The sequence below is a fragment of the Erwinia sp. 2186 genome (assembly GCF_057812255.1).
Window position 1 is genome coordinate 3,816,186 of the sequence record NZ_CM173824.1, and the last position, 17,045, is coordinate 3,833,230.

A 17,045-nucleotide genomic window follows, 5' to 3' on the forward strand; every position below is an offset into this window, starting at 1 on the left:
CCCGGCAACCTCTGTCGATCACAACTCCGCCGTCTTACAGCCCCAGCAATAACTGCCTTTCCAGCTGCGGATTCAGCAGCGTAACGTGCAATCCCACCAGCCTGACGCCTCTTCCACCGCGTCGCTCTTCCCAGGTTTTGCGCGCCACCTCGATCAAATCCGCCTTATTCAGCATCGGCCAGATGTGCTCCTGAGTGGTTTGCTGGAAATCGGAGAACTTCAGCTTCACGCCCTGACGCGCAATCTGCCGGTCAGGTTTGATTTTGATCAGCCGACGCTCCAGCTCGTCATACAGGAAATCGATGATCTCCAGGCAGGCTTCCCAGCTGTGAATATCTTCCGACAGCGTGCGTTCCACGCCGAGTGATTTGCGTAAGCGCTCGGTCACCACTTCCCGCTCGTCGATGCCGTTGCTGCGTTCCCAGATCACCCGGCCAAACTTGCCAAAGCGTTTTAACAGCGCGGAGAGATCGGTGCTCTGCACGTCAGCGCAGGTTTGCAGCCCCATTTCCTCCAGCTTTTTGGCGGTGACTTTACCGACGCCGGGAATTTTCGCCAGCGGCAGCGTCAGCAGAAACTGCGGTAGCGAGTCGGGCGTAATCACATACTGCCCGTCAGGCTTGTTTAAATCGGAGGCGATTTTGGCGGCGAACTTGATCGGCGCAATGCCGGCGGAAGCGGTGAGATTGAGTTCGCGGGCGATGGTCTGGCGGATGTCGTGCGCCATCAGCGTGGCAGAGCCGTGACAGTGCGGGCTGTCGGTGACGTCGAGATAGGCTTCGTCCAGCGACAGCGGTTCAATCAGCGAGGTGTAGCGCGAGAAGATTTCACGAATATGCTGGCTGGCTTCTTTATAGGCTTCGAAGCGGCCAGGGATCACTTTCAGATGCGGGCAGAGCTTCAGCGCCATCGCGGTGGACATGGCGCTGTGCACACCAAACTTCCGCGCAGGGTAGTTGGCCGTGCTGATAACCCCGCGCTTCAGATGGCTGCCGCCAATGGCGATCGGGATATCACGCAGGCTGGGATCGTCGCGCATTTCTACCGCCGCGAAAAAGCAGTCCATATCAACGTGAATGATCTTACGCATATCCCCCCCAGATGCACTGGATAAGTATACAGTTAATCAGCCGGGTTTCAACATGCCGTTCGCCCGGTAAAGCGCAGCGGCATAGGCTTCCGGCAATTTTTTCTTTCTCAATTTGTTCACTGGCGACTTGATAAAAAAATAGACAATGCTAATGTGACGCAGCGATAGCGGATTTCTCCGATATTGCAAGTGACACTGCCCTCGGGCATAGCATCCAACCCTCTTTTTCAAGGGAACCAGAATGGGCAAAATCGCACTGCTGTTTGCGATGATTTTTCTGCCAGCCGTCGTCTTCGCCAGCGTACCAACGTCCCCGGTACTTCCGCTCGCGCCGGTAAGCAAAGAGTTAAAGAAACAATTACTCGGCACCCCCGTGTATATCCAGATTTTCAAAGAAGAACGTACGCTGGAACTGTATGGCAAAATCGGTAACGACTACCGCTTGCTGGACAGCTACCGCATCTGTAACTTTTCGGGCGGTTTAGGCCCAAAACGTCGTCAGGGCGATTTTAAAAGTCCGGAAGGATTTTACAGCGTGGGACTTTCCCAGCTGAAGCCTGACAGCCGGTTCTACCGCGCCATTAACGTCGGCTTCCCCAACGAATACGATCGCCAGCAGGGTTATGAAGGGAAATACCTGATGATCCACGGCAGCTGCGTGTCGATTGGCTGCTATGCGATGACCGATGCCAACATTGCCGATATCTATCAGTTTGTTGATGCGGCGCTGCGTAACGGCCAGCCGCGAGTGGAAGTGAGCATTTACCCGTTCCGCATGACCGACAGCAATCTGCAGCGTCATCGCAATTCGGTGTATTACAGCTTCTGGAAACAGCTGCAGCCTGGTTATGCACAATTTGTGCAAAACCGCCTGCCGCCGTCAGTGAGTGTTAATGAAGGTCATTACGTGCTGAACCAGCCAGGTTCCCTGATCAGCGCGCCGGTTTCCGGATCAGCGCTCGCGCTCACCGAGGCAAAATAACGCCCAGTCACCTGGTTCAATCTTGTTCCAGGTTTCATTCCCCGTCAGGGGCTGAGTGGCGATCACCGTGACCACGTCGTTCGGCGTGGTCTGCTTTTGAAAATCAATCTCGACATCCTGATCCAGCAACGTGGCTTTGCCAAACGGTGCCCGTCGGGTGATCCAGAAAAGATTGGTCGAACAAAACGCCATTAAATACCGCCCGTCCGACAGCAGCATATTAAACACGCCCTTCTCACGCAGCTCCGCCGCCAGTTCAGCAATATAACGGAATACCGCCGGCCAGTTCCCGGGCGTACGCGGATAACGGGTGGTCAGCTTATGCAGCAGCCAGCAAAATGCCTGCTCGCTGTCCGTTTCACCGATCGGCCTGAACGGCCCGGTATCCATCCCTTTATAGCCTTTCAGCTGCCCGTTGTGCGCATAGGTCCAGTTGCGGCCCCACAGTTCACGGGTGAACGGATGGGTATTTTCCAGCGACACTTCGCCCCGGTTGGCCTGGCGGATATGCGCCACCACCGAACGGGACTTGATCGGGTATTCCTGCACCAGCCGCGCGATAGGCGAATTAAAGCTGGGCTCGGGATCTTTAAAGGTGCGGCAGCCTTTTCCCTCGTAAAAGGTAATGCCCCAGCCATCTTTGTGCGGACCCGTTCCCCCGCCGCGCTGCACCAGCCCGGTAAAGCTAAAACAGATATCCGTCGGAACATTCGCGCTCATCCCGAGCAATTCGCACATAGAAAATCCTCACGTAGCGGCCAGCCGCAGCTGGCCAGAAAAACTACTCGGCCATCTCTTTTTCAATCAGCAGGATCAGGATGTGGATCACTTTGATGTGGATTTCCTGAATGCGGTCGGCGTAACCAAAGTGCGGTACACGGATTTCCACATCGGCCATGCCGTCCATCTTGCCGCCATCTTTGCCGGTCAGGGTGATCACCTTCATGCCCTGAGCGCGAGCGGCTTCAACCGCTTTGATCACGTTGGCGGAGTTGCCGGAGGTGGAGATTCCGAACAGCACATCACCGGATTTACCGACCGCTTCAAGGTAACGCGAGAAGACGAAATCATAGCCAAAATCGTTGCTGACGCAGGACAGGTGGCTGACATCAGAGATAGCAATGGCCGGATAGCCTGGACGGTTCTCACGGTAGCGCCCGGTCAGCTCTTCAGCGAAGTGCATGGCGTCACAATGGGAGCCGCCGTTGCCGCAGGAAAGCACTTTGCCACCGGCTTTGAAGGCGTCTGCCAGCAGCACCGCAGCGCGCTGGATAGCGTGAATATTGGCATCGTCACTGAGGAATTTATTGAGCGTTTCCGCTGCTTCGTTGAGCTCGGCGCGAATGATGTCCTGATACATAGGGAAAGTCCTTTAGAGGTGAGGTCGCCATCAGTTTACCAAGTTGGGAGAGGGGCGAAAAGCGCCCTGCACCTCAAGCTTGGGCTTTGACTTTTGGTGCGGCCGGTTTGTGAGCCAGGTTGTAATTATTATGTAAACAGATTGCTAACGCACAGCTTCTCCATTAAACCTGTATTCAACAGGTCAGACCTCTTACAACTTACGGAGCGTTAGTTATGATGGTTCTCAGTATCGTGGCCACGATCGTGTTGATCGGCGCACTCTTTTATCACCGCGTTAACCTGCTGCTGAGCAGTGCGATCATGCTCGCCTGGACAGCTGCGTGGTCATTCGCGCATCTCTGGACGCCGTGGCTGTTGATCCCGCTGGCGATTATTCTGCTGCCGTTCAACCTTTTGCCACTGCGTCGGGCGATGTTCTCCAAATCCATGCTGCGCACCTTCCAGAAGGTGATGCCGCCGATGTCGCGCACCGAAAAAGAAGCGATCGAGGCCGGCACCACCTGGTGGGAAGGCGATCTTTTCCGCGGGACGCCGGACTGGCAGAAACTGCACAACTACCCGCAGCCACGGCTGAGCGAAGAGGAACAGGCGTTCCTCGAAGGCCCGGTTGAGGAAGCCTGCCGGATGGCCAATGATTTCCAGATCACCCATGAAATGGCCGATCTGCCGCCGGAGCTGTGGGCCTATCTGAAAGAGCACCGCTTCTTTGCGATGATCATTAAGAAAGAGTACGGCGGGCTGGCCTTCTCGGCTTACGCTCAGGCGCGGGTGTTGCAGAAACTGGCTGGCGTCTCCGGGATCCTGGCGATCACCGTTGGCGTGCCGAACTCACTCGGCCCCGGCGAACTGTTACAGCATTACGGCACCGATGAGCAAAAAGATCATTATCTGCCGCGCCTGGCGCGCGGTGACGAAATCCCGTGCTTTGCCCTGACCAGCCCGGAAGCGGGTTCGGATGCAGGTGCTATTCCGGATACGGGCGTGGTGTGCATGGGCAACTGGCAGGGTCAGCAGGTGCTGGGCATGCGCTTAACCTGGAATAAACGCTACATCACTCTCGCGCCGGTCGCTACCGTGCTGGGTCTGGCCTTTAAGCTGTCGGATCCTGAGCATCTGCTGGGTCAGACCGAAGAGCTGGGCATCACCTGTGCGCTGATCCCAACCGATACCGCCGGCGTGGAAATCGGTACCCGCCACTTCCCGCTTAACGTGCCGTTCCAGAACGGGCCGACGCGCGGTAACGATATCTTTGTGCCGATTGATTACATCATTGGCGGGCCAAAAATGGCCGGTCAGGGCTGGCGGATGCTGGTGGAATGTCTGTCCGTAGGACGCGGCATCACCCTGCCATCCAACTCCACCGGCAGCCTGAAAAGTATTGCGCTGGCGATTGGCGCCTATGCGCATATCCGTCGTCAGTTCCGCCTGCCAATCGGCAAGATGGAAGGGATTGAAGAGCCATTAGCGCGCATTGCCGGCAATGCCTACGTGATGGATGCCGCCGCCACGCTGATCACCTCCGGCATTATGCTCGGTGAAAAACCGGCGGTGCTGTCCGCCATCGTCAAATATCACTGTACCCACCGTGGGCAGCGCGCCATTGTCGATGCGATGGATATCGCCGGCGGTAAGGGCATTATGTTAGGTAAAAGCAACTTCCTGGCGCGGGCTTATCAGGGCGCGCCGATTGCCATTACCGTCGAAGGGGCCAACATCCTTACCCGCAGCATGATCATCTTTGGTCAGGGCGCGATCCGTTGCCATCCTTATGTGCTGGAAGAGATGGCCGCCGCACAAAGCAACGACGTGGTGAAGTTTGATAAAGCCCTGTTCAGCCATGTTGGTCACGTGGGCAGCAACCAGATGCGCAGCCTGTGGCTGGGTCTGACCGGCGGACGCACCAGCGCCTCGCCAACCCGCGATGCCACGCGCCGTTACTATCAGCATCTGAATCGCCTGAGCGCCAATATGGCCCTGCTGTCGGACATTTCGATATCGGTGCTGGGCGGCAGCCTGAAACGTCGCGAGCGCATTTCGGCCCGTCTGGGCGATGTGTTAAGCCAGCTGTACCTGGCCTCGGCGGCGTTGAAGCGTTATGAAGATGAAGGCCGTAACGAAGCCGATCTTCCGCTGGTACATTGGGGCGTTCAGGATGCGTTGAATCAGGCGGAAATCGCCATTGACGATCTGCTGCGTAACTTCCCTAATCGTCTGGTGGCGGGTGTGTTACGCCTGACCGTGTTCCCGCTGGGTCGTCATTGCCGTGCGCCTTCAGACCGTCTGGATCATCAGCTGGCGCGTATTCTGCAAATTCCATCGGCCACCCGCACCCGTCTGGGCCGTGGCATGTACCTGAAGCCGACCGAGCATAACCCTGCCGGTCAGCTTGAAGAGGCGCTGGCCGATGTGATGGCCGCCGAAACCATCCACGATCGCCTGTGTAAACAGCAGAAGAAACACCTGCCGTTTACCCGTCTGGATGAGCTGGCGAAGCAAGGATTGCAGGAGAAATGGCTGAGCGAGGAGGAAGCGAGCGTGCTGATCCGTGCGGAAGCCAGCCGTCTGCGTTCCATCAACGTTGATGAGTTTGAACCTGAAGCGTTGGCGACCCAGCCGGTAAAAAAGGCGCTGCCGGTGGTGCAGGCTGAGCCACAGCAACCGCGCAAAACCGAAGCGGCCTGACCGCTAACATAATAAAAAAGGCCGGAAACTTTCCGGCCTTTTTTGATCCTGTCATTCTGTGGATATCATGACGACAGGGGGAATCCTCTGGCTCAGCCGTTCTGACGCACGCGGGCAATCAGCGCATCGCTGTCGGCGATATGATCGGCCGCCAGGATCAGTGTCCGGCCCAGCGTGATGCACTGGCGAACGCACTCAACGCGCATGGTGTCGTCTTTGATGGTTTTAATGTCGGCGATCTGCGAAATGCCCACGGTACGGCGGATCATTTCCACGCCACAGAAGCCCAGCGTATCCCGCCAGATTTTCTGCAAAAACGCCGCCGCATAGCCCGGATAAGCCAGCGCGCGATCGGTGGTTTTTTCCGCCGCCAGCGCGAGGAATCCTTCGGCAAAACTTTTCCACGCGGCACTGACGTCACGCAGACGCTTTTCGCGCACGTCTGCCGCTTCACGCGGTGCCAGCAGCCCCGGCAAGGCGCAGTAGTTCAACAACAGGTTGCCGAGCGCGCTGCCGACATCAAAGCCAATCGGACCGTAATAACCAAACTCCGCATCAATGACTTTCAGGCTGCCTTCGGCGACAAAAATTGACCCGCTGTGCACGTCACCATGCAGCAAGGCTTCAGCGTTCGACAGGAAGCGATGCTTCAGTGCCGCCACTTTCAGACGCAGCTCGTCGTCGGTCCGCAAGGAGGCGACCAACGGCTCAAGTGCCGGGGCATAGGCGTTACGCTCGTGAATTTCGTAAGGCTCATCGAAGAACAGGTCTTCGGTCATCTGGCACAGTTCAGGGTTAGTGAAGCGGATGACATCGGCTTTTTTCTGATGAGGATGCTGATGGAAATCAGAGGTATGGAACAGGGTCTGCGCCAGATATTCCCCGAGCTGCGAGGCGGCCTGAGGATAGTCCACGCCTTTAACCTGCTCACCGCGCCAGATGGCATGGCTGGAGAGATCCTCCATCACCATCACCGCCAGCACCGGATCGTAATGCAGGATTTTTACCGTATGCGCCGGGCAGAATGTGCCGTGCACCTTCAGCACTTCGGCTTCAATACGCGCACGGTCTAAGGTCAGCGGCCAGGACTCGCCGACGCAACGCACATACGGCAACGCCTGCTTGACGATCACCCGGCTGACGCCTTCGCTGTCGAAGATTTTAAAGACGAGGTTCAGGTTACCATCACCGATTTCCTGTGACTCCACCAGACTCTCTGGATTTTCAACGCCGCCGAACTGGCGGGCATAGTCCACGGCATCCGCTGCAGTGAAGGTACGGTATTGCGACATTAACTCATCCTCATCAAAACGTTCCAGTCTGCCCATCGCGTATCTTGCGAGCCTTTTTCGCGCAAATTTGTTGCGCAAGCCGTTCAGACGTCTATACATCCGTTCCGCATGTTGGCACAATATGCCCTGATTACGCAACCAGGATTTAACCTTCATGCAGACACTGAGCACAACCAGCTTACAAGTTCGTGATAACCAGCTTTGGATCCTCGATCAGCAGGCGCTACCGCAGAAAAAAATCTGGTGCCCGACGCCAGACGTCGCTGAACTGGTTGGTCATATTAAAGCGTTGAGAGTGCGCGGTGCGCCGCTGATTGGCCTCTCCGCCAGCCTGCTGCTGGCCCTGTTAGCTGAAAACGGGCTGAGCAAAACGGAACTGGCCGAGGCGCTGGAGGTGTTGCGCGCGTCACGGCCAACCGCCGTCAACCTGATGAACAATCTGGACCGCATGAAGCAAGCGTTAGCGCAGGAGAATTTTGTGACCGCGCTGACCTTTGAAGCCCTGCGCCTGGTGGAAGAAGACAAAGCCTTGTGTGACAACATTGCCACGGCTGGCGCGAAGTTGATTACGCCGGGTAGCCGCCTGCTGACCCACTGTAATACCGGTGGGCTGGCAACCGCAGGCGTGGGCACCGCGCTGGGAGTGATTTCGCGCGGCTGGCAGGAAGGCAACGTGGCGAACGTCTGGGTCGATGAAACCCGTCCGTTGTTGCAGGGCGGACGCCTGACCGCCTGGGAGCTGGGTGAGCTGGGCGTGCCGTACCGCCTGATTTGCGACAGCATGGCGGCCAGCCTGATGGCGCAGAAACAGGTTGATGCGATTTGGGTGGGTGCAGACCGCATTGCCGCCAATGGCGATGTGGCGAATAAAATCGGCACTTACAGCCTGGCGGTACTGGCGAACTATCACGGCATCCCGTTCTATGTTGCCGCGCCACATACCACGCTGGATCCCGCCTGCACGGATGGCAGCGCAATTCCTATCGAGCAGCGCGCGGCCAGTGAAGTGACCGGCGTTGCGGGCAGTTTTGGTGACGTGCAGTGGGCACCGGAAGATGCGCAGGTTTACAACCCGGCATTCGATGTGACGCCTGCGGCGTTGATCAGCGGTTGGGTGCTGGATACGGGTGTGGTCACGCCTGCACAGGTTGAGGCGGGCATTTTCCAGCCTTCCCGCCCGACCGCGTAACATTGCCCCTTTGCCATCCGCTGCTGGCAAAGGGGATTTCTGTGCGTGGCGATTAGCCAAACACCCCCACCACCACGGCGGCCAACAGGCAGTAGCCGCCAAACAGGTGCCATCTGCCGTGTTCAAGCCAGCGTGAAAGCCAACGCAGCGCCAGCAAACCGGACAGGAAGCTGAACACCATCCCCACCAGCGACGGCACCAGGATCCCGCTCATCGCCCCATGACCACCGGCAGCAGCGGCCTGTCCACCGTGCTGATAGACCCTGACCACTTCCTTAATTATCACCGGCGGCGTTAACGCTACCGCCAGCGCAAAGCTGAACTCTTCCGCCCGTTTGCGGGACACGCCAGACGCCATCCCGGCAGAAATCGTCGCACCGGAACGCGAAAAACCGCGAAACGGCAGGCAGAGTCCCTGAACAATGCCGACGATCATCGCGCTCTTTGGGCTCAGCTCGCCGTCTTTATTCTCTTTCTGTCTGGACGAATAGAGGATCAACAGCCCCGCCGCCGCCAGTCCTCCCGCAATCAGTTTGGTATTACTGAACAGCTGTTCGATTTCAAAGTGCGGCGCATTTTTGGCATACAGCGCGGTAATCACTTTTAATAACACCAGCCCGACAATGCCGGTACACAGGCTGGCTAAAAATATCAGCAGCATATTCTTTTTAAATGCCCGAACTGAGCTGAAATAGGTTTCTACCCAACTCTTCCAGAAATAAACAATCACCGCAAACATGGTTCCGGCGTGAAGCATCACCAGGAGCAGCGTCATATCCGGGGCGGAAGGATCCAGCCCCAATAACTTCTCGGTCATGATCACGTGAGCCGAGCTGGAGACCGGCAGCAGTTCTGCCAGCCCCTGCACGACGGCCAGCAGCAGTACATGGAATAAGCTCAAGACATTCTCCCTCTGTGAAATAAAGATGACGTTTTCATGGCAGGCAAATGCCCACAAAAAATAAACAACGACCCTTAAATTATCACAGCGGTTTTTTTCTGCTCCTGAGCTAAATCTTATTCACCCGGCACGTTTAACTCCCGGCTAGGTTGGCGGCCCGAATTAAGAAACGACCTGGGCGAAGTCCCAATGGCATGGTGAAATGATAGTAAGAATAAAGCGGGCGAAAGCCGCTTTCGCCCCTTTTATTTACCGCGAGTTAAGGCAGACGCGGATAGGCATCCGCAATGCTATCGCCGGTGAAATTGGCGATCCACCCTTCCTGATTATCGAAAATACGGATGGCAGTGAAATGCGGGGATGACCCCATATCAAACCAGTGCGGCGTGCCGGCGGGCACGGAAATCAGATCGTTCTTCTCACATAGGATCTGATAAATGTGGCCATCCAGATGCAGACAGAACAAGCCCGCGCCTTCAACAAAGAAACGCACTTCATCTTCGCCATGCGTATGCTCGGACAGAAACTTGCCGCGCAGAACCTCTTTCTGTGGATTGTCGGCACGCATGCTGATCACGTCCCAGCTCTGATAGCCCTTTTCAGCCACCAGCTTGTCGATGGCGTGTTGATAGGCGTTAATCACCGTTTCCGCTGCCGGGTTTTCGCCCAGATCGCGGTCGGCTTCCCAGCGCTCGAAACGCACGTCTTTAGCGTTCAGCCGCTGGCGGATCTCTTCAGCATCGGTGCTGTGCCACACGGGGGTGGTCGCTTCGCTGTCAGTAAAAATAGTCAGTGCACTCATGAGGAAAACAGCTCCAGGTTGATCTGATCAAAACGGTTTACCTGACGATGGCGGCTTTCGGCATCCGCTTCGCCGCGTAGTAACTGCACGGTGTTCCAGCCCGCGTCCTGTGCGGCATCCAGCTCCTGGTGTATATCGGACAAAAACAGCAGCTCATGCGCTGGCAGGCCAATCTCTGCCGCGATATTGCGGTAAGACTGCACGTCACGCTTGGCGCCAACATGGGTATCAAAATAGCCGCTGAATAAGCTAGTGATATCACCCTCATCGCTGTAGCCAAATAATAATTTCTGCGCGGCAACCGAGCCTGAGGAATAAATATAGAGATCAACGTCTTGCTGCTTCCATTTTTCCAGGGCGGGCAATACGTCCGGGTACAGGTGGCCAGTGAAGCTGCCGCTAACATAGCCATCGTGCCAGACCATGCCCTGGAGGGCTTTCAACGCCGTGGACTTCCGGTCTTCATCCATAAAGCCAAACAGCGCGGCGATCAGTTCATCGACCGTGGCCTGCGGCTGAGCCAGTTCGGCACGCAGATCGGTTAAGGCTTGCGCCACGTCTTCGCGGTGCTGGAACGCGGTGATAAATGCCGGCAGATTCTCGCGGGCATAGGGGAACAAGACGTTATGAACAAAGCGAATATCGCTGGTCGTTCCTTCAATATCGGTGATAATCGCGCGGATCATTTGGCCTCCAGCACACGACGTTGTAATTCACACTGGAACAGGAATTCCAGACCTTCAAGATGGCGACGTGCTTCATTGACATCCTTTCCCCAGCAGGTCAGCCCGTGGCCACGCAGTAAAAAGCCGTAACGCAGCGGCGTCTGTTCGGCAAACTGCGCAATCCGCACCGCCAGAGCATCAATATCCTGATCGTTATCGAACAGCGCAATCGGCACGGCATCAAGGTGCGAGGTCTGCCCGGCGAGGGTTTTCTGCATTTCATAGCCCTGCAACACTAATGCGGCGCCCTTCTCAACCCGGGAAAGTACCGTGGCGTTGACGGTATGGGTATGCAGCACGGCGCCGGCCTCAGGAAACAGGCGATAGATTAAGGTATGAAGCCCGGTTTCCGCCGACGGTTTGCGCCCTGATGGCACCTGATTGCTGGCGATATCCACCTGGATAAAGTCGTCACGCGTCAACGCGCCTTTATCTTTGCCCGATTCACTCAGCAGGCAGTATTCACGGTCCTGACGCACCGACATATTGCCGCCGGTTGCCGGTGCCCACCCTTTTGCACCGATCCAGTGGCAGGCCGCCACCAACTGATCCAACTGCGGGGTTATGCTCATACCTTTCCTTATAGAGCCGGTTATTTTCCGGCCTTTTAGTGGCATTTAGACGTCTAAGCGTCTCGATTGCCAAATAGTAGCATCGACGCTATAGTGGCAGCAACACAGGGTTAACACATCATAAAAACCGTTATTCAAGGGTTAACATTCATGAGCCAGACTCCACGCGTTCCCGAGAGCAAACTGCCTGCTCTGGGCACCACCATCTTTACGCAAATGAGCGCCCTGGCGCAGCAGCACAACGCCATCAATCTGTCGCAGGGTTTCCCTGATTTCGACGGCCCGGACTATCTGAAAGCCCGCCTGGCGCACCATGTCAGCCAGGGTGCGAATCAGTATGCGCCGATGACCGGCGTCCAGCCGCTGCGTGATGCCATTGCGGCCAAAACCGCCGAGCTGTATGGCTACCAGCCTGACAGCAACAGCGAAGTGACGGTGACCTCTGGCGCAACCGAAGCGCTGTATGCGGCGATCACCGCGCTGGTGCGTCCGGGTGATGAGGTGATCTGTTTCGACCCAAGCTATGACAGCTATGCCCCGGCGGTGACGCTGGCCGGTGGCGTGATGAAACGCATCGCCCTGCAGCCACCGGCATTCCGCGTCGACTGGCAGGCGTTCTCTGCCCTGCTGTCACCACGCACCCGACTGGTGATCCTGAATACGCCGCACAACCCTTCCGCCACCGTCTGGCAGAAAAGCGATTTTGAGTCGCTGTGGCAGGCGGTAAAAGCGCAGGAAATCTATGTGCTGAGTGACGAAGTGTATGAGCACATCTGCTTCGATCCGAACGGTCATGCCAGCGTGCTGGCGCATGCCGAGCTGCGCGAGCGGGCGATTGCCGTATCGTCATTCGGTAAGACCTTCCATATGACCGGCTGGAAAGTGGGTTACTGCGTGGCTCCGGCGGCGCTGACGGCGGAAGTGCGTAAGGTGCATCAGTACCTGACGTTCTCGGTGAACACCCCGGCGCAGCTGGCGATCGCCGATATGCTGACCGCAGAGCCTGAGCATTACCGCGAGCTGCCGGATTTCTATCGTGCCCGTCGCGATGTGTTTCTGCAGGCGCTGGCCAAAAGCCGCCTGGAAGTGCTGCCTTGTGAAGGCACCTATTTCCTGCTGGCCGATTACAGTGCGGTCTCAGACCTCAACGACGTCGAATTCTGTCAGTGGCTGACAAAGGAAGTGGGCGTCGCCGCCATTCCGCTGTCGGTGTTCTGTGCGGATGCCTTCCCCCATAAACTGATCCGCCTGTGCTTCGCCAAACAGGAAGCCACGCTGATTGCTGCTGCGGAGCGCCTGTGTCAACTTTAAACCTGACGGTATTACAGCAACCGCTGGTGTGGATGGATGGCGAAGCGAACCTCGCCTTTTTCGACACCCTGTTAGCGGATCTGCAGGGCAAGGATCTGATTATCCTGCCGGAAATGTTCACCACCGGCTTCGCGATGGAAGCGGCCAAAAGCTCGCTGCCGCAGGCGCGGGTGATCGAATGGCTGCAGGCGAAGGCGAAAGCCACCAAGGCCATGGTCGGCGGCAGCGCGGCGATTCAGACTGAAAAGGGCGCGGTGAATCGCTTCCTGCTGGTTGAGCCGGAAGGCAAGGTTCACCATTACGATAAACGCCACCTGTTCCGCATGGCCGATGAACATCATCACTATCTGGCTGGCGATCGCCGTGAAATCATTGAATGGCGCGGCTGGCGTATTCTGCCGCAGGTTTGCTACGACCTGCGTTTCCCGGTGTTTTCCCGCAACAGCAACGATTATGACCTGGCGCTGTACGTCGCCAACTGGCCTGCTCCGCGTGCCGCGCACTGGCAGGCGTTGCTGCTGGCGCGCGCAATTGAAAACCAGGCGTATATCGCCGGATGCAATCGCGTCGGCACCGATGGCAATAACCATCAGTACAGCGGCGACAGCCGGATTATCAGCCCACAGGGTGAAATCCTGTCGGCCGGCGAAGCCCATCAGCCAGCCATTCTGAATGCCGAGCTGTCGCTGGAGAACCTGCGCGAATACCGCGAGAGATTCCCCGCATGGCGCGATGCCGACGCCTTTAGCCTGTAAGCGGTACGCGGGTAACGCGTGCTAACTCAGCTACCGCGGTAAGTGGACCACGACCAGGGTGAAATCAGGAAAGGCAGATGGTAATGCCCGCCCTGTTCGGGCAATACGAAGTCAATTTGCGCGCTGGCATACAGCGTTTCGCGCCCGCTGGCGGCAAAGAAGCTGGCGAGGTCGGCCACCAGCCGATACTGACCCGCGCCCAGACCTTGCGGGGTTAAATCCTTGATACGGCCGTCAGCATCGGTACTGCCTTTGCTGACCGGCTGCCAGCCGTTGCTGCCGTGCTGCTCCAGTAAAATCGACACGCCGGTGGCCGGTTTGCCCACTGCGGTGTCCAGCACATGCGTGGTAATGGTGTTCATGCAAAAGTCTCCTTCAAACGCAGCAGCGTAATTTCTCGCAGCTGCTGCAGGGCTTCCTGCTGCTCCTGCTGCGGATCGTTCGCCAGCCGCCGGACCAGCTCTGAGAGCATCTCTTCGCCGCTACGGCCTTTCGCGCGGATCAAAAACACCCGGCCAAAGTGTTCTTCATAGGCGGTATTGCCCGCCTGAAGGGCCTGTTTAAGCGCCAGATCGTCTGCGTTAACGCTCGACTGCTCGCCACGGGAAAGCGTGGCTTCTTTACCTGTTCCCTGCGCTTTTTCACCAATGCGGGGATGGGCTGACAGCGCCTGGTTGAGCGCCTGCGCGTCCCACTCTCCGGCCAGTGCGTTAGCGGTGGTCAGCAGCGATGCCAGTGACGCGAACGGTCTGGCGGCCACCAGTGCCTCAGACCAGTCAGCAATCGCCACGCAGTGCGCAATCTGCTGCTTCGCGTCCGCTACCGGGGCCTGATTAAACTGTTCAAGGCTCATTTCACGCCTCCGGATGCCACGTCAAACACCACCCGGGTATATGCCTGGATCGCCTGCGCCACATCCTTTTCCATCACCGCCTCGGCAGGATGATGGCTGATGCCGCGATCGTTACGCACGAACAGCATGCCGACCGGCCAGCGTTCGGCAATGGCGATGGCGTCGTGTCCTGCACCGCTCGGCAATGAGACGCTGCGACCCTGCACGCCGGAAACGGCGCGGCTTAACGCCGCCTGCAGGCCGTCATCACAGCGCGTCGCCGGGATATGATAATACTCTTCGGCGCTGAAGGTCAGCCCACGGCGCAGCGCAATGGCTTCGGCCTGAGTCAGCAGATCGGACAGCAGTTCCGCCAGCGGCAGATCTTCCGGCCCACGCACATCCAGCGTCAGGGCAACGTCGCCCGGAATCACGTTTACCGCGCCAGGTGAACACTGAAGCGTGCCCACCGTCGCCACCAGCTGAGGACTGTGTTTCGGCGTGGTCTGCTCGATAAACACCATCCATTCGGCCGCCGCCGCCAGCGCGTCTTTGCGGTGCGACATCGGCACCGTGCCAGCATGACCGGCTTCGCCGACAAACTGGCAGTTCAGACGGCGGGCACCGTTGATCGCCGTGACCACGCCCAGCGCCAGGTCTTCCTGCTCCAGACAGGGTCCCTGTTCAATATGCAGTTCCAGATAGGCGACAATCTCGCTGACATCGCGGGCCGCCTGCTGGATTTTTTCACCGTCCAGCCCGATATCGGCCATCGCCTGGGCGACGGTAATGCTGTTGCCATCCGGATGGGTGACCCAGCTTTCCGGCCAGGTGCCGGTAATGCCACGGCTGCCCAGCAGGGTGATGCCGAAACGGGTGCCTTCTTCATCGCCAAAGCCGACGATTTCAATCGCCAGCGGCAGGCGTTGCTGCTGTTGATGCAGCGCCTGCACGGTTTCGATGGCGGTCAGGACGCCCAGCATGCCGTCATAGCGGCCGGCATTGCGTACGGTATCGAGGTGCGATCCCAGCAGCAGCGCCTGCGCGCCGGTTTCCAGCCCTTCGTAGCGTCCGCAGATATTGCCGACGCTATCCTGCCAGACGCGCATTCCGGCTTCGCGCATCCACTCGCCCACCAGCGCATTGGCCTGCATATGCTCAGGTGACAGGTAAACGCGCGTCAGCATGCCGGGCGTTTCGCTGATCTCCGCCAGCCGATCGCAACGCGCCATCACCCGGGCGGCCGCCTGCGCCGCACTGGCGGCATTCATCAGGCCGTCGCTCATCAGTTGCTCCCGTTGGCGTAATGATCCCAGGCGGACTGCATCGCCGCGCCCTGCGGGGTTTTGTAGCCCAGATGGGTCAGCACCGACTCCAGCGCGCTGAGGGTTTGCATCACGCAGTCTTTACGCGCGTTGTAGCCCATGGTGCCAATGCGCCAGACTTTGCCGTGCAGCGGACCAAACGAGGTGCCGATCTCGATGCCGAAGTCTTCCAGCATCAGCTTACGCGCCTGGTCGCCGTTGATACCTTCCGGGATCACCACGCCCAGCACGTTGTTCATTTTGTGTTTCAGGTTGCCGAAGGTGGCGAGCCCCATCCCCTGAATGCCTTTCAGCATCGCATCGCCGTGCAGCTTGTGACGGGCGATGCCGTTATCGAGGCCTTCCTGCAGGATCAGACGCGCGCACTCACGCGCACCGAACAGCGCGCTGGTGGCTTCGGTGTGGTGGTTTAACCGCTCCGGTCCCCAGTAATCCATGATCATCCCGAGATCGAAATAGTTTGAGTAGATCATCTCGTCATCGCCGTCCTGATGGGCCGCGGTACGAATGCCTTCCTCAACGCATTTGCGCTTGCGGATCGCCGCTTCCATCTCCGCGCTTAAGGTCACTGGCGAGGTGCCCGAAGGGCCGCCAAGACACTTCTGCATGCCCGCAGAGACCGCATCCAGTCCCCAGGCATCGGTTTCCAGCGCGTTACCGGCAAACGACGCCGTGGCATCGGTGTAGAACAGCACGCCGTATTTTTTACAGATCGCGCCCAGCTCTTCCAGCGGTTGCAGCATGGTGGTCGAGGTATCGCCCTGCACGGTCAGCAGCAGGCGCGGTTTCACTTTTTTGATCGCGTCTTCGATCTGATCCGGCGTGAAGACTTCACCCCATGGCACTTCAATGGTGTGCACTTCTGCCCGGCAGCGACGGGCGATCTCACACAGCAGATGGCCAAAGCGGCCAAACACCGGCACCAGCACCTTATCGCCAGGGCGGATTGCCGACAGCAGGATCGCTTCGATCCCGGCCCGTGAGGTGCCGTCGATCAGCAGGGTCCATTTGTTTTCGGTACGAAACACGCCGCGATACAGTTCCATCACTTCATTCATGTAATGGGTCATCGCCGGATCGTACTGTCCCAGCAGCTGGCTGGACATCGCGCGCAGCACGCGCGGATCGGCATTGATTGGTCCCGGCCCCATCAACAGGCGTTGTGGCGGGTTAATCTGTGGGTATTTGGTGATATCCATCTGCTCTTTCCTTTTTGGTCTGAACC

At 57.9% G+C, this 17,045-nt stretch carries 17 protein-coding genes; 5 read left to right on the forward strand and 12 right to left on the reverse strand.

From position 1 onward, the window contains the following. Nucleotides 1–34: 34 nt before the first annotated feature. Nucleotides 35–1,090 carry a DNA polymerase IV gene (dinB, locus tag ACXKZG_RS17890; RefSeq protein WP_488875228.1) on the reverse strand — a complete coding sequence of 352 codons (1,056 nt, stop codon included), beginning with the start codon at nucleotides 1,088–1,090 and terminating at the stop codon, nucleotides 35–37. A gap of 241 nt (nucleotides 1,091–1,331) precedes the next feature. Here dinB and dpaA point away from each other — a divergent pair, with 241 nt between their 5' ends. Further along, nucleotides 1,332–2,072, forward strand: a complete 741-nt coding sequence (dpaA, locus tag ACXKZG_RS17895) for a peptidoglycan meso-diaminopimelic acid protein amidase (protein WP_013200913.1) — start codon at nucleotides 1,332–1,334, stop codon at nucleotides 2,070–2,072. Here dpaA and ACXKZG_RS17900 read toward each other — a convergent pair. After that, nucleotides 2,043–2,810 (reverse strand): class II glutamine amidotransferase, encoded by a 768-nt coding sequence (locus tag ACXKZG_RS17900; protein WP_013200912.1) that lies wholly within the window; start codon nucleotides 2,808–2,810, stop codon nucleotides 2,043–2,045. The two genes, dpaA and ACXKZG_RS17900, sit on opposite strands and share 30 nt — an antisense overlap. Before the next feature lie 43 nt (nucleotides 2,811–2,853). Next, complete coding sequence (gene lpcA, locus ACXKZG_RS17905) at nucleotides 2,854–3,432, reverse strand: D-sedoheptulose 7-phosphate isomerase (protein WP_013200911.1); 579 nt, start codon at nucleotides 3,430–3,432, stop codon at nucleotides 2,854–2,856. 215 nt (nucleotides 3,433–3,647) lie between these two features. Here lpcA and fadE point away from each other — a divergent pair, with 215 nt between their 5' ends. Beyond that, nucleotides 3,648–6,116: an acyl-CoA dehydrogenase FadE gene (gene fadE / locus ACXKZG_RS17910; RefSeq protein WP_488875229.1), complete on the forward strand. Its 2,469-nt coding sequence runs from the start codon at nucleotides 3,648–3,650 to the stop codon at nucleotides 6,114–6,116. A gap of 92 nt (nucleotides 6,117–6,208) precedes the next feature. Here the strand turns inward: fadE and mtnK are convergent, their stop codons facing one another. Further along, nucleotides 6,209–7,408, reverse strand: coding sequence for an S-methyl-5-thioribose kinase (mtnK, locus tag ACXKZG_RS17915; protein ID WP_013200909.1), 1,200 nt, complete (start codon nucleotides 7,406–7,408; stop codon nucleotides 6,209–6,211). A gap of 154 nt (nucleotides 7,409–7,562) precedes the next feature. On the opposite strand from mtnK, the gene mtnA reads away from it, so the two are divergent. Beyond that, nucleotides 7,563–8,597 (forward strand): S-methyl-5-thioribose-1-phosphate isomerase, encoded by a 1,035-nt coding sequence (gene mtnA, locus ACXKZG_RS17920; RefSeq protein WP_488875230.1) that lies wholly within the window; start codon nucleotides 7,563–7,565, stop codon nucleotides 8,595–8,597. A gap of 52 nt (nucleotides 8,598–8,649) precedes the next feature. On the opposite strand, the gene ACXKZG_RS17925 is transcribed toward mtnA, so the two are convergent. The 4 genes from ACXKZG_RS17925 to ACXKZG_RS17940 form a co-directional block, all read right to left on the reverse strand. Beyond that, a complete protein-coding gene (locus ACXKZG_RS17925) occupies nucleotides 8,650–9,498 on the reverse strand; it encodes an undecaprenyl-diphosphate phosphatase (protein WP_488875231.1) in 849 nt (282 codons plus the stop codon). A 259-nt stretch (nucleotides 9,499–9,757) separates the two neighbouring features. After that, a complete protein-coding gene (locus ACXKZG_RS17930) occupies nucleotides 9,758–10,300 on the reverse strand; it encodes a 1,2-dihydroxy-3-keto-5-methylthiopentene dioxygenase (RefSeq protein WP_338571003.1) in 543 nt (180 codons plus the stop codon). Further along, entirely contained in the window at nucleotides 10,297–10,986 is a 690-nt protein-coding gene (mtnC, locus tag ACXKZG_RS17935; protein WP_013200904.1) for an acireductone synthase, read from the reverse strand. The genes ACXKZG_RS17930 and mtnC overlap by 4 nt, the downstream gene beginning before the upstream one ends. Then, the gene (locus ACXKZG_RS17940) at nucleotides 10,983–11,597 is read right to left on the reverse strand and encodes a methylthioribulose 1-phosphate dehydratase (RefSeq protein WP_346599658.1); all 615 of its coding nucleotides are present in this window, start codon (nucleotides 11,595–11,597) and stop codon (nucleotides 10,983–10,985) included. The genes mtnC and ACXKZG_RS17940 overlap by 4 nt, the downstream gene beginning before the upstream one ends. 150 nt (nucleotides 11,598–11,747) lie before the next feature. Between ACXKZG_RS17940 and ACXKZG_RS17945 the strand changes: the two genes are divergently transcribed. Continuing rightward, complete coding sequence (locus ACXKZG_RS17945) at nucleotides 11,748–12,908, forward strand: pyridoxal phosphate-dependent aminotransferase (protein WP_151038181.1); 1,161 nt, start codon at nucleotides 11,748–11,750, stop codon at nucleotides 12,906–12,908. Next, entirely contained in the window at nucleotides 12,896–13,663 is a 768-nt protein-coding gene (locus tag ACXKZG_RS17950) for an amidohydrolase (protein ID WP_041691916.1), read from the forward strand. Before ACXKZG_RS17945 ends, ACXKZG_RS17950 begins: the two co-directional genes overlap by 13 nt. 26 nt (nucleotides 13,664–13,689) lie before the next feature. On the opposite strand, the gene uraH is transcribed toward ACXKZG_RS17950, so the two are convergent. Genes uraH through ACXKZG_RS17970 form a run of 4 tightly spaced genes read right to left on the reverse strand, consistent with a single transcriptional unit; the run spans nucleotide 13,690 to nucleotide 17,019 of the window. Further along, entirely contained in the window at nucleotides 13,690–14,025 is a 336-nt protein-coding gene (uraH, locus tag ACXKZG_RS17955) for a hydroxyisourate hydrolase (RefSeq protein ID WP_488875232.1), read from the reverse strand. Next, a complete protein-coding gene (uraD, locus tag ACXKZG_RS17960; RefSeq protein ID WP_488875233.1) occupies nucleotides 14,022–14,516 on the reverse strand; it encodes a 2-oxo-4-hydroxy-4-carboxy-5-ureidoimidazoline decarboxylase in 495 nt (164 codons plus the stop codon). The genes uraH and uraD overlap by 4 nt, the downstream gene beginning before the upstream one ends. Further along, nucleotides 14,513–15,781 (reverse strand): allantoate amidohydrolase, encoded by a 1,269-nt coding sequence (gene hpxK / locus ACXKZG_RS17965; protein ID WP_471720545.1) that lies wholly within the window; start codon nucleotides 15,779–15,781, stop codon nucleotides 14,513–14,515. Before hpxK ends, uraD begins: the two co-directional genes overlap by 4 nt. Beyond that, nucleotides 15,781–17,019, reverse strand: coding sequence for a pyridoxal-phosphate-dependent aminotransferase family protein (locus ACXKZG_RS17970; protein WP_013200897.1), 1,239 nt, complete (start codon nucleotides 17,017–17,019; stop codon nucleotides 15,781–15,783). The genes hpxK and ACXKZG_RS17970 overlap by 1 nt, the downstream gene beginning before the upstream one ends. Between the last annotated feature and the right edge of the window lie 26 nt (nucleotides 17,020–17,045).

Excerpts from the sequence above, each read along its gene's own strand:
- dinB (WP_488875228.1), bottom strand. The coding sequence starts at position 1,090 with ATGCGTAAGATCATTCACGTTGATATGGACTGCTTTTTCGCGGCGGTA.
- dpaA (WP_013200913.1), top strand. The coding sequence starts at position 1,332 with ATGGGCAAAATCGCACTGCTGTTTGCGATGATTTTTCTGCCAGCCGTC.
- ACXKZG_RS17900 (WP_013200912.1), bottom strand. The coding sequence starts at position 2,810 with ATGTGCGAATTGCTCGGGATGAGCGCGAATGTTCCGACGGATATCTGT.
- lpcA (WP_013200911.1), bottom strand. The coding sequence starts at position 3,432 with ATGTATCAGGACATCATTCGCGCCGAGCTCAACGAAGCAGCGGAAACG.
- fadE (WP_488875229.1), top strand. The coding sequence starts at position 3,648 with ATGATGGTTCTCAGTATCGTGGCCACGATCGTGTTGATCGGCGCACTC.
- mtnK (WP_013200909.1), bottom strand. The coding sequence starts at position 7,408 with ATGTCGCAATACCGTACCTTCACTGCAGCGGATGCCGTGGACTATGCC.
- mtnA (WP_488875230.1), top strand. The coding sequence starts at position 7,563 with ATGCAGACACTGAGCACAACCAGCTTACAAGTTCGTGATAACCAGCTT.
- ACXKZG_RS17930 (WP_338571003.1), bottom strand. The coding sequence starts at position 10,300 with ATGAGTGCACTGACTATTTTTACTGACAGCGAAGCGACCACCCCCGTG.
- mtnC (WP_013200904.1), bottom strand. The coding sequence starts at position 10,986 with ATGATCCGCGCGATTATCACCGATATTGAAGGAACGACCAGCGATATT.
- ACXKZG_RS17940 (WP_346599658.1), bottom strand. The coding sequence starts at position 11,597 with ATGAGCATAACCCCGCAGTTGGATCAGTTGGTGGCGGCCTGCCACTGG.
- ACXKZG_RS17945 (WP_151038181.1), top strand. The coding sequence starts at position 11,748 with ATGAGCCAGACTCCACGCGTTCCCGAGAGCAAACTGCCTGCTCTGGGC.
- uraH (WP_488875232.1), bottom strand. The coding sequence starts at position 14,025 with ATGAACACCATTACCACGCATGTGCTGGACACCGCAGTGGGCAAACCG.
- uraD (WP_488875233.1), bottom strand. The coding sequence starts at position 14,516 with ATGAGCCTTGAACAGTTTAATCAGGCCCCGGTAGCGGACGCGAAGCAG.
- hpxK (WP_471720545.1), bottom strand. The coding sequence starts at position 15,781 with ATGAGCGACGGCCTGATGAATGCCGCCAGTGCGGCGCAGGCGGCCGCC.
- ACXKZG_RS17970 (WP_013200897.1), bottom strand. The coding sequence starts at position 17,019 with ATGGATATCACCAAATACCCACAGATTAACCCGCCACAACGCCTGTTG.